This window comes from Pseudomonas sp. REP124 (assembly GCF_020164475.1).
GTDB lineage: Bacteria > Pseudomonadota > Gammaproteobacteria > Pseudomonadales > Pseudomonadaceae > Aquipseudomonas.
In genome coordinates, this window is sequence record NZ_JAIQWX010000182.1 from 1 (window position 1) to 11,138 (window position 11,138).

An 11,138-nucleotide genomic window follows, 5' to 3' on the forward strand; every position below is an offset into this window, starting at 1 on the left:
AGCCCTGCCTCCTTCAACCGAGCCCCATGCTCGATAAACAACCGAATCGGCTCCGCCCCCTTCCCCACCAACCCCAGCGACTGGTTGACGATGTCGAAATGGTCCAGCGGGTACTCATCTCCAATCACCGTCCCCAGATGCGAGCTGTAACGCCCGACCATCCCGTCGCAATGCCCGGCCTCGCGCACGAAGGTCCTGGCGAACAACCGGCAACTGCGGTTGGTGCCATCGAGCAGATTAAGCCCGCGGTTGGTCTTGCCCGGTTGCAGGGTGCCCGACCAGGAGTAATAGCGCACGCCATTGACCTCCGGCGGCCCATGCCCGCCCCAACTCTGCGGCAGCCCCTGTGGATAACGTTGATTGAACAGCGCCACCCCTTCAGTGGTGAGCGAATGATGGGAAGCATGAATATCCACAGGCAATTTCGGCCCGCGATAACCGGTTTCCAGCAGGCTCATCAGCGCCGCGATCAGCCGGATCAGAAAGCTCAGCAGCCGGCCTCGCACGCTGTCGTGGGGATAGTGGGTGTGCAGGTAATCGGCGAGTTCCGAACCGTGGTTCGGTCCCGCCACCGAGGTCACCGACGCCACCCGGTCCGGTCGTTTGGCTGCCGCATAACGCGCCGTCAGCGCACCCTGGCTGTGGCCAATCAGGTTGACCTTCTCGGCCCCGGTCTCGCGCAGAATTTCCTCGATGAGCGCCAGCAATTGCTCACCGCGCACTTCGCTGGAATGCACAGGTGAGACCTGCACCGCGAACACCTGTGCACCGTCCCGGCGCAGCGCGGGGATGATCCCGTACCAGTACGGATAGAGCAGCATCCGGACAAACCCGAGCATTCCCGGGACCAGCACCAGCGGGTAACGCGTGGCCGAACCGTGCGACATGGGCGGACTTCCTTGTGATCGAAGGCTGGAGCAAGACGCGATGCATGACCTGCGCCAAGCATCACCAGCGAAGATGACAACTCGACGACCAGTCTAGGCCATCCGCATCACTTCAAGCCCACGACGCCCGCCACGATCAGCCCCACCGACAGCAATTTGACCGCGCTGAGGCTTTCCCCGAGCAGCGCGAAGCCGAGAAACACCGTGCCCAGTGAACCGATGGCGGTCCAGATCGGGTAAGCGATGCTCACCGGCAACTCGCGCATGGCCAGGGTCAGGAAGTACACCCCGCCCACGGCCGCCACCACGGTGATCAGCGACGGCCACAGACGGGTGAAACCCTCGGCGTACTTCATGCCCATGGCGAAGGTGACTTCGAAGCCGGCGGCAATCAGCAAGAACAGCCAGGCCATCTAGAACTCCCTGGCCAGTGCGACCAGCCGTTGTTCAGCCTCGGCGGCGGACACCGCGAACGTGCGCGCCTCGGACTCCTCGCCCTCGGCGGCGACCACCGTGACATCGGTGATGCCGATGAAACCCAGCGCCGTACGCAGCAATGGATCGGCATGGTTCATGGCTTCCAGCTCACCGCCCGGACCGAAACCGAAGCCGCCGCGGCTGGTGACGATCAGCGCCTTTTTGCCGTGCACCAGCGGCTCGTACTGGGCCACGCCGTTGTCCAGGGTGTGGTTGAAGGTCAGGCCGATGCGCACGATCTGATCGATCCAGGCCTTCAAGCCGCTGGGCACGCTGAAGTTGTGCATGGGCGTGGAGATCACCAGCAGATCGTGGCCCAGCAGCTCGCCGACCAGTTCGTCGCTGAAGGCCAGATCCGCCTGCATCGACAGCGGCCGCGCCTCGGGCTGTGGATAAAACGCCGCGGCCACGAACGCCTCGTTGACCGGCGGAATCAACGCACGCCCGACTTCACGGCGGGTCAGCGAAGCCTGGGGATTGCGCGCCTGGAACGCTGACAAGAACGCTTCCGCCAAGCGCCGCGAATGCGACCGTTCGCCCCGTGGGCTGGCATGAACCGCAAGAATCTTACTCATCTGAATCTCCTCAAGGACTAGACTGGAACCACTTGTGGCTCGCAGCTTGAAGCTCGCAGCCGCGTCCCAACAACTGATCAGAAATCAGTCAGGATGAATCCATTTCATCCATGGAGTTTTCATGTTTGCCTCACTGCCGCTGACTGCCCTGCGCGCCTTCGAATCGGCTTCGCGCCTGCTGAGTTTCAAGGCTGCCGCGGAAGAACTGTCCGTGACCCCGACGGCGGTGTCCCATCAGATTCGCTCGCTGGAAACCTGGTTGGGTGTGCAGTTGTTCGAGCGCCTGCCGCGCCAGGTACGCCTGACCGAAGGCGGCGAGCGACTTTTCCACAGCCTGCACGGCGCATTTCTCGACGTGGCGCAAAGCGTCGACACCCTGCGCCCGCAACGCAGCGGCACCAGCCTGACGATTTCCACCACCGCAGCCTTCGCCGCCCTGTGGCTGGTGCCGCGCCTGGGGCGTTTCTATGCCCGCCATCCGAACATCAGCCTGCGCCTGGACACCCACTGCGACGTCATCGATCTGCATCAGGACGCCAGCGTCGACCTGGTGGTGCGCTACAGCCTGGATGACTATCCGAACCTGTACGGGCAGTGCCTGTTCGATGAAACCTTCGGCGTCTACGGCTCGCCGCAGCAGGTGGCCCAGGCCGCCACTCGCCTGCCGACGCTGATCAGCGTGCGCTGGCACAACTCCAAACTTTATGCCCACGGCTGGGAGGCGTGGTGCGCACAATCCGGCGAAACCTGGCTGAGCGCCCGGCCCGCGATGCGCGAATACGACGAGGAGCATTACGCCCTGCAAGCGGCGATTGCCGGTCAGGGCCTGGTGCTGGGGAGCAATATTCTGGTGTCGGACAACGTCGCCAGCGGCCTGCTGGTGCCCTATCGCGGCGAAGTGCAGGTGGATGGCGCCGGATACAGCGCGCTTTGCGTGCCGGGACGGGAGCGGCATCCGCCGGTGAAGGCGTTTTTTGCGTGGTTGCAGGAAGAGGCGCAGTTATCCGGGCAGGCCTTGCGCTGAATGTAATCAGCGAACTTTTATTAGTTAAAACTTCCAACTTCGAATAACGAACTTATATTTGAAGTTACAAACAGGGCGTAGACTTTTCTTCGAATGAACTTATTCTGACCAGCACAACCACAGTGGTTGTGAACATAAACATGTAAAGGAATACGCCCATGCAACTTGATCAACGACTGGAATTTATCGACTCCCTGGTTCCGCTACCTCATGTTATTGCTCCGAGGTCATTCGGAGGCAATACGTCGATCACGCCACTTCACGACATCGACAAACCCACCGCCAGTGTAATGCCGAGCACGATCGATGCATTCCTCCCAGGCGTTTCCAAGGAAATCATTGACGACGTCAATCTCTGCAAGTTGGTCATGCAGAACGCAGCGTCCAAACAGTACCCGAACCCCAATCAACTATTCGAATGGTACAAATACTATGTTGATGGTCTGAAAAAGCTGGGTTGGGTCATCCAGAGCCACGACCTGCAGGAGGTCACCATTCGCCGAGTAGGCTTGACGATAGACCAGATCGCCGCGGAAATTGCCAAGGGACTGGTCACCGCCGAGGGCGCGCAGGTTCTGCAAAAAATCGGCAAGTTGGCTGTAGAGGCGACCCAAAAGGATGACCGCGCGCTCAACATCTTCAACCGCGAAAACAAAATAGGTCAGCAGGCCAAGTTCGATATTGCCCCCGTCTGGGTCGATAAACACAACCAGCCGAACATGGTCCTGAACTGCATCTCACTGGATGCACGCGAAAGTACCCGGGGCATTCTGTTCTGGAAGTCCACAAAACAGTCCACCACCATCAAGACTGGGGCCGTGCGTACTTACCTGGACGGCAAAGTGTTCGCTGGCTTGCGTGGCCCGCTCTATCAAAAATTCAGTGAAGCCGGCGAAAAGTTTATTGCAGATCTCCCCGACTTCTAAAGTCCACCATACTTGAATCGGATAAACGTCCGATTCAAGTATGCCTCTTGAGCACATGTCATTATGGCGAACTCCAATTGCGACATTTACTTGGTAAACGGCAACATCACCGTCTTCTGCGGTACGCACACTGAAACTCTGAAGCAGGACATTCTCAATTCCAGTCTGCTTGGTGAACTTGCAGCCATCTCCAAGCACTCGGAATCCCAGGACTCGTTGTGGGCCGGTTTTATCGAGACCGTCAGTAAAATAGGCTGGATTACCAAGAGCCGGGAATTCAAGCGTCATGACTTTTCCGGTAAAAGCCTGCTGAAAATCATTGAATCAAGTGTTGGCAGCTCTTTAACGAGAGAAGAAAAGGACGCCTTGAGCAAAGCCTTTTCGATACTGAAAAAGCCCGGTACTCACTCGCCGGCCACCCAGAGGGTTGTGGATAAACTCCAGGCCAACACCTTTGCCTGCGACGAAACTCTGGGTTGTGCGACAGCCAGGGCAACGATTGCCGGTACCACCCGGGTGACCATCGTTCGCAGCAACGCGAGCATCATCACCCTGCAAATCGCATTCAAGACCACCCAGGGGATCAACATCGACATCCTCGACCACCCCGTCCTCGATGCGATCAAGGACGGCAAACCCAATATCTGGATGCTGGTCAGTTCCCTGGATGCCCGCCAATACAACGCCCTGCGGGCTACGGTCATCAAAAAACTCGGTAATCACATCCACGACGACCTTGTGCATGTGATCACACCCAACCCCGTGGTTTGAAATGTCCACTCAATCCTTTACCGATCCCCCGCAGACTTCTGCGGGGGATCTCGTTTCAGGCTTCAGTTCTTCACGGTTTTGGGCGCCTTGCCCGCCTTCATCTGCTCCAGCAGCGGCGCGCATTGATTCGGCTCTCCCCCACTCGGCGCCACCAGCGCCAGCAGTCCCGCCGCCGGTGCGGCGATCACTCCCAGCGCCACCATCCCAGCCCCGCGCAACATCAACGGCACGGCTTTGATCCCGGCATCGGGCTTGATGAACTTGCCCCGCACGTACAACGGCGAACGCAATGAAATCAGGCGCCAGCCCTTGGATTCCGGAGTGACGGTCAGGTCCAGTTGCTCGGTGGCCATGTTGGCCGTGCCGTCGACGTAAATGATCGCGTTCTCGGTATCGAAGACAAACAACCGCGTGGTGGCCAGGCCCGACTTGATGTCGAAGTCGGCTGCAGCGCAATTGATCTTCACTTCCTTGTCGCCAAAGATCCGGCCCACCACGTAGTTGCCGACGTTCAAACCGGCCAGCTCCATCAACTCGCGACTGATGGCGCCGTCGTTGATCAGCATCTTCAGATTGCCGTTGGCGGTGCCCAGCAGCTTGGCCACCGAGTTGCCGCGCCCGGTGATATCGGCATCGCCGTTGAGCTCACCGAAGCTGGTTTTCATCGGCTCGAAGGTCGGGAACAGCTGTTTGAGCTTGAAGCCCCGGGCCGTGAGTTTTGCGTGGCCCTCCAGCGGCTCGGTGTGGCCATTGAGGCGAATCTGCGAATCCAGCTTGCCGCCTGCCACGCCGAAACGCAGCGGCTCGAGGCTGAGCACGCCATCGGTGAGGACCAGGTGGGTATACAGATCGTTGAACGGCAGTTTTTCGCTGTGGACGATGCGTTTGCCGGTGAACTCGACGTCAGCGTCCATATCGCGCCAGCGTTCGGTCTTGAATTCCTCCACCGGCAACACCTTGTCCGCCGGTTGCTTGCTTTCGCCGCCGCGAGCCTTCTGCTTGGCGTTGGAGTCGGCACCGATCAACGGCGCGAGGTCGGCGAACAACAGTTGATTGGACAGCAGCGCGCCGCTGAGCTTCGGCCGCGGCTGGCTGGCGACATAGCTCAGGTTGCCGTGGATATCGCTGGAACCGATGGTGCCGTTGAACTCTTCATAGCGGAACACGGCGCCACCCGGCTCATGCAGCTTGGCGATCAGGTGGCCGTCGGTGGCATAGGGCGGGGTGTCCGGCAGGGTCACGCCGGTCAGCGGGTAGAGATTGCCCAGGCTGGTCCCGGCCAGCTTCAGGCGCAGATCGAGAGCGCCGAGATTCAGCGGATCGGTCAGGGTGCCGGCCAGTTCGACGCTGGTGTCGGCAATCTTCACCTGGGCCTGCAATGGAAATGGTCGGGCCGAGTCCTGCAGGGCCAACAGGCCGCCGATCTTGCCCTGGCCCGTCAGTTTCTGGCCGTGATACTGGCCTTTGACCTTCAGACCAAACGCGTAGTCCTGTGGCGCACCGCCCTTCTCCTGAGCGGTTTTCGCGGCCTTGTCGCCGACGATCTCGCTGAACGGAATGGGTTTGCCCAATGGATCGATCAGGACGTCGAGCTGGGTCTTCAGGTTCTGATCGTCCAGGGTGACATGGCCCTTGTCGAAGCCGATCGCGCCGATGTCCAGCACCCAGGGTGAGGGTTCGGCATTGGGGTCTTTGGGGTCGAACTTGAACACCCAGTTGGCGCGCCCGTCCGCCAGGCGTTGCAGCTCGGCATTGGGCTCGGTCAGGTCGATGCGCGGGATCACCACCCGTTGCGCCAGCAGCGCCAATGGTGAGATGCGCAGTTCCACACGCTTGAGCGTGGCCATGTTCGGCGCTTTCGACCAGTCCGGATTGCCCAGGCTCAAATCCTCGGCCACCACATGCGGCCACGGCACCCAGGCCCGCCAGCCGCCTTCTTCCAGCTCGCGACGCCAGACCACCGAGAGGTTGCCGTTGATCGCGAACGGTCGGTGCAGCTCCTCGGAAACCTTGGCGTTGAGGGGCGGTTTGATCCGGTTCCAATCGAAGAACACGATAAACAGCACGAGCACCGCCAGTACGACGACCAGAGTGCTGAAGGTCCAGGCGAGAATTTTACGAGTGCGCGTCATTGCACAGAACTCCTGATACGGCTGGGCGACCCGACCAAGACGCCCATGAGAAACGCAGGGCCCGAACGGCCCGCTATGAAATCTACGACTGAAAAACGGCGCGCAGGTTTAATCGAAAGCCGCTTTTGGTGCAATCGACGGGTCGAATTTTGCCCTGCCCGGCACCTGCAACGTTACCGACCCGCACTTTTGTGTGGCACAAGTGAGTCGAAAATACCCACCTCGGTGCAAAATCGTCGGCCTGAAAGGCCCGTTTTAGAGCCTTCGCAGAGAACAATCAATTCCGTTGATTATTAACATTGCGTTTATGAACTTTTATATCGACTTCCCAGAGGTAACAATTTAACCGTCCCTACTTTATCGCCCTGTCACGGAGCACAGATCATGAAACGCCAATTACTGCTTAGTCTTTCCCTTTCTCTGCTGGCCAGCACCGCTTTCGCCCTGCCGGCCGCTGAACAGGCAACTCCGCAAGTCAAAGACAGCCATTCGGTGTTCAGCCAGACTGTTGCCGCTGATGGTTCCGATCGCACTCCAGGCCAGACCCTGGCTGAAGGTGGCAACGATCGCCTGAAAGAAAAAAACCTGATCACTGAAGACGGCTACGACCAGACCAAAGGTTCTGTTGCCGCCGATGGTTCTGACCGCACTCCTGGTCAAACTCTGGCTGCTGATGGTTCCGACCGCACCCCTGGCCAAACTCTGGCTGCTGATGGTTCCGACCGCACCCCTGGCCAAACTCTGGCTGCTGACGGTTCCGACCGCACCCCTGGCCAAACCCTGGCCGAAGGTGGTGGTGACCGTGTGATCGAACGCAACAGCTCGATGAGCTAAGCCTGATGGCCGCCTTGAAAAAAAGCCCAATCCCCGGATTGGGCTTTTGATTTTCCGGTCTTCCCGGCCGTTCGATGCCTGACCTCCCCGCCTTTCCCTATCGTTGTTCGACGCCGGCAAAGCCGATTTGCTAGAGTGCGCCGCTCTCCTTTCTTAAGAAACGCCTTAGCGATGCTGCCCCGCGCTGAACAGAAACAACAAACCCGCGTCGCCCTGATGGACGCTGCCCGGCACCTGATGGAAGGTGGCCGCGGATTCGGCAGCCTGAGCCTGCGTGAAGTGGCGAAAACCGCCGGCATCGTCCCGACCGGTTTCTACCGGCATTTCGCCGACATGGACGAACTGGGCCTGGCGCTGGTCTGCGAGGTCGGCCAGACCTTCCGCGAAACCATCCGCCTGGTGCGCCATAACGAGTTCGTCATGGGCGGGATCATCGATGCGTCGGTGCGCATCTTTCTCGACGTGGTCAGCGCCAACCGTTCGCAGTTTCTGTTCCTGGCCCGCGAACAGTACGGCGGTTCACTCCCCGTTCGTTTGGCCATTGGCCGTCTGCGGGAAAACATCAGCTCCGACCTTGCCGCCGACCTGTCGCTGATGCCCAAGCTGCAGCACCTGGATATCGCCGGGCTGAGCGTGATGGCTGATCTGATCGTCAAAAGCGTGTTCGCCACTTTGCCGGACATCATCGACCCGCCGGCCGAAGCGCTGCCTGAGCATCTGACGCCTCAGGCGAAGATTACCCAGCAGTTGCGCTTTATCTTCATCGGGTTGAAGCACTGGCAAGGGCTCGGCAGTACCGAGTAATCATTGCCACCATCCCTTGTGTGCGAGCCTGCTCGCGATAGCGAATGCACATTCAACATCTGCGCGACTGACCCGCACCAATCGCGAGCAGGCTCGCTTCCACAAAAAGACCGCAATCGCATCAACTTGGTGCGCATGGGAAAAGACTCGCACCAACTCCGCACAAAACCCACGGTACTTTGAGCGCCTTCCCACGCTTCCGACGGCCATTTCCTACACCTCCCACCGATTGGCGCGCCCCTTGCTCTAGCCTCTGCATCGTCCATTGCTGGAAGTTTTCCGATGCTGGTGATTCACCGCAGAATCGACCCTCAACCCGTCTGGGCCGCCGAGTTGCACTTGAACTTCGAAGCGCGGAGCAAAAGCCGTTTGCGCTGTTTCAGTGCCGAGGGCGAAGACGTCGGGTTGTTTTTGGAGCGCGGTCAATCGCCGCTGTATGACGGCGAGTGCCTGCAAGCCGAAGACGGGCGCATCGTCCGCGTCTGTGCCCGCCCCGAACAACTGCTGCACGTCACCTGCGCCAATGCCTTTGAACTGACCCGCGCCGCCTATCACCTGGGTAATCGCCATGTCGCGCTGCAGGTGGGCGATGGCTGGTTGCGCCTGCTCGACGATTACGTGCTCAAGGCCATGCTCGAACAGCTGGGTGCCAGCGCCGAATCCGTCGAAGCGCCGTTCCAGCCGGAGCACGGTGCCTATGGCGGCGGCCACCATCATTCACGCCATGGCGATGAAGACTTCAACTATCCGCCCAAGCTGCACCAGTTCGGCGTGCGCCTGTGAACCCGGCCTGGGCGCTGTTGCGTCTGGCCAGTCCGCAATTGCCGATTGGCGGCTACAGCTATTCCCAGGGGTTGGAAATGGCGGTGGAAAACGGTCGCGTCCACGACACCGACAGCGCGCGACGCTGGATCAGCGATCAGTTGCTGCTCAACCTCGCCCGTTTCGAGGCTCCGCTGCTGCTGGCCCATTGCGTGGCGGCACAGGAAGAAAACTGGTGCGAACTGCTCCAACGCTGCGAAGAACACCGCGCCAGCCGGGAAACCCGCGAGCTGCATCTGGAGAGCCGGCAGATGGGCTATTCACTGCAACAACTGCTCAACGGCTTGCCGGAACTGGATGCCGCCGCCCGCGCCTTTCTCGCGCAACGCCCGGAGCCGCACCTGGCGCTGGGCTGGGCCTTGGCGGCTCGTGCCTGGCGAATCAGCCCGCAGGACGCGCTGGCCGCGTGGCTTTGGAGCTGGCTGGAAAACCAGTTGGCAGTGCTGATGAAAACCCTGCCGCTGGGTCAGCAGGCCGCTCAGCGCCTGACCAGTGAATTGCTGCCGCTGCTGCAGCAGGCCCAGCTCAACGCAAGCGCTATCAACCCCGAACACATGGGCAGCGCCGTTTTCGGCCTGTCTTTGGCGTGCATGGCCCACGAGCGCCAGTACAGCCGCCTGTTTCGCTCATAAGTCCCCTGTCTGGAGAACCCCATGAACACACAACCCCTGCGCGTCGGCATCGGCGGCCCGGTCGGCTCCGGCAAGACCGCCCTGACCCTGGCCCTGTGCCTGGCCCTGCGCGAGCGCTACAACCTGGCCGTGGTGACCAACGATATCTATACCCGTGAAGACGCCGACTTTCTGGTGCGCAACCAGGCCCTGGCGCCAGAACGCATCATCGGCGTGGAAACCGGCGGCTGCCCGCACACGGCGATCCGAGAAGACGCCTCGATCAATCTCGAAGCCGTGGATCAACTGAACCGGCGCTTTCCGGGGCTGGACCTGATTCTGGTGGAGTCTGGCGGAGACAACCTGTCAGCAACTTTCAGCCCGGAGTTATCCGACCTGACCATCTACGTGATCGACGTCTCCGCCGGCGACAAGTTGCCGCGCAAGGGCGGGCCGGGCATCTGCAAATCCGATCTGCTGGTGATCAACAAGATCGACCTGGCGCCGCTGGTGGGCGCTTCGCTGACCCTGATGGACAGCGACACCACGCGCATGCGCAACGGCAAGCCGTTCGTCTTCAGCAACCAGAAAACCGGCCAGGGCCTGGAAGAAATCATCGCCTTCATCGAACGCCAGGGCCTGCTGACCGCCGCCTGAGCACCACTTATCAACAAGGAAGCTTATCCATGACATTCAAACGCATTCTCGGCGCCCTGGCCCTGCTGCTGACCCCGGCCCTCGCCTTCGCCCACCCGGGCCATGGCGACAACGGCCTGATCGCCGGCATCAGCCATCCGATCGGCGGACTCGACCATTTGCTGGCGATGCTGGCGGTGGGCCTGTGGGCGGCGCAGCAGAAAGGCGCGGCGCGCTGGGCGCTGCCATGCACCTTCGTCGGCACCATGCTGCTGGGCGGAGTGCTGGGCTTTGAAGGGTTGAACCTGCCGGCGCTGGAAGGCGGAATAGCCGCGTCCGTGCTGGCCCTGGGGCTGGCGGTGGCGCTGGCGGTGCGTCCGCCGTTGAGCCTGGCGGTGGCCGCGACGGCGTTGTTTGCGCTGTTTCACGGTGTCGCCCATGGCCTGGAATTGCCGGACATGTCGAGCCCGTGGACGTATGCGGCCGGGTTTGTGGCGGCTACGGCGGCGTTGCATGGGGCAGGTTATGTGATGGTGCGCATGTTGCCGCAGGCGGCTGCGCCGGTAGTGAGGCTGATGGGCGCGGCTTCAGCAGCGACTGGGGTGTGGTTGCTGGCGGGTTAGTTTTCCATCGTCTGAG

13 protein-coding genes are annotated in these 11,138 nt (G+C 60.7%); 9 read left to right on the plus strand and 4 right to left on the minus strand.

Going from position 1 to position 11,138, the window contains the following annotated elements; all coding sequences use genetic code 11:
• From K9857_RS27270 to K9857_RS27280, 3 genes are all read right to left on the minus strand, one after another.
• On the minus strand, nucleotides 1-887 hold an 887-nt coding region (locus tag K9857_RS27270; RefSeq protein WP_224541184.1), incomplete at its 3' end, for an esterase/lipase family protein.
• 107 nt (nucleotides 888-994) lie between these two features.
• Nucleotides 995-1,300 carry a DMT family transporter gene (locus K9857_RS27275; RefSeq protein WP_095192092.1) on the minus strand — a complete coding sequence of 102 codons (306 nt, stop codon included), beginning with the start codon at nucleotides 1,298-1,300 and terminating at the stop codon, nucleotides 995-997.
• Nucleotides 1,301-1,939: an FMN-dependent NADH-azoreductase gene (locus K9857_RS27280; RefSeq protein WP_224541186.1), complete on the minus strand. Its 639-nt coding sequence runs from the start codon at nucleotides 1,937-1,939 to the stop codon at nucleotides 1,301-1,303.
• A gap of 121 nt (nucleotides 1,940-2,060) precedes the next feature.
• Between K9857_RS27280 and K9857_RS27285 the strand changes: the two genes are divergently transcribed.
• The 3 genes from K9857_RS27285 (at nucleotide 2,061) to K9857_RS27295 (ending at nucleotide 4,660) form a co-directional block, all read left to right on the plus strand.
• Nucleotides 2,061-2,963, plus strand: coding sequence for a LysR substrate-binding domain-containing protein (locus tag K9857_RS27285; RefSeq protein WP_224541187.1), 903 nt, complete (start codon nucleotides 2,061-2,063; stop codon nucleotides 2,961-2,963).
• Between the two features lie 158 nt (nucleotides 2,964-3,121).
• On the plus strand, nucleotides 3,122-3,889 hold the full coding sequence (locus K9857_RS27290) for a hypothetical protein (protein WP_224541189.1): 768 nt from the start codon (nucleotides 3,122-3,124) through the stop codon (nucleotides 3,887-3,889).
• A gap of 63 nt (nucleotides 3,890-3,952) precedes the next feature.
• The gene (locus K9857_RS27295) at nucleotides 3,953-4,660 is read left to right on the plus strand and encodes a hypothetical protein (RefSeq protein WP_224541191.1); all 708 of its coding nucleotides are present in this window, start codon (nucleotides 3,953-3,955) and stop codon (nucleotides 4,658-4,660) included.
• 62 nt (nucleotides 4,661-4,722) lie between these two features.
• On the opposite strand, the gene K9857_RS27300 is transcribed toward K9857_RS27295, so the two are convergent.
• Entirely contained in the window at nucleotides 4,723-6,792 is a 2,070-nt protein-coding gene (locus tag K9857_RS27300; RefSeq protein WP_224541193.1) for an AsmA family protein, read from the minus strand.
• 384 nt (nucleotides 6,793-7,176) lie between these two features.
• On the opposite strand from K9857_RS27300, the gene K9857_RS27305 reads away from it, so the two are divergent.
• The 6 genes from K9857_RS27305 (at nucleotide 7,177) to K9857_RS27330 (ending at nucleotide 11,122) form a co-directional block, all read left to right on the plus strand.
• Nucleotides 7,177-7,626, plus strand: a complete 450-nt coding sequence (locus K9857_RS27305; protein WP_224541195.1) for a hypothetical protein — start codon at nucleotides 7,177-7,179, stop codon at nucleotides 7,624-7,626.
• 171 nt (nucleotides 7,627-7,797) lie between these two features.
• The gene (locus K9857_RS27310) at nucleotides 7,798-8,430 is read left to right on the plus strand and encodes a TetR family transcriptional regulator (protein ID WP_224541197.1); all 633 of its coding nucleotides are present in this window, start codon (nucleotides 7,798-7,800) and stop codon (nucleotides 8,428-8,430) included.
• Nucleotides 8,431-8,712: 282 nt separating this feature from the next.
• Complete coding sequence (ureE, locus tag K9857_RS27315; RefSeq protein ID WP_224541199.1) at nucleotides 8,713-9,213, plus strand: urease accessory protein UreE; 501 nt, start codon at nucleotides 8,713-8,715, stop codon at nucleotides 9,211-9,213.
• Nucleotides 9,210-9,884 (plus strand): urease accessory protein UreF, encoded by a 675-nt coding sequence (locus tag K9857_RS27320; RefSeq protein WP_224541201.1) that lies wholly within the window; start codon nucleotides 9,210-9,212, stop codon nucleotides 9,882-9,884. The genes ureE and K9857_RS27320 overlap by 4 nt, the downstream gene beginning before the upstream one ends.
• A gap of 21 nt (nucleotides 9,885-9,905) precedes the next feature.
• Nucleotides 9,906-10,520 (plus strand): urease accessory protein UreG, encoded by a 615-nt coding sequence (gene ureG / locus K9857_RS27325; RefSeq protein ID WP_137807103.1) that lies wholly within the window; start codon nucleotides 9,906-9,908, stop codon nucleotides 10,518-10,520.
• Between the two features lie 29 nt (nucleotides 10,521-10,549).
• Nucleotides 10,550-11,122 (plus strand): HupE/UreJ family protein, encoded by a 573-nt coding sequence (locus K9857_RS27330; RefSeq protein WP_224541204.1) that lies wholly within the window; start codon nucleotides 10,550-10,552, stop codon nucleotides 11,120-11,122.
• Nucleotides 11,123-11,138 lie beyond the last annotated feature (16 nt).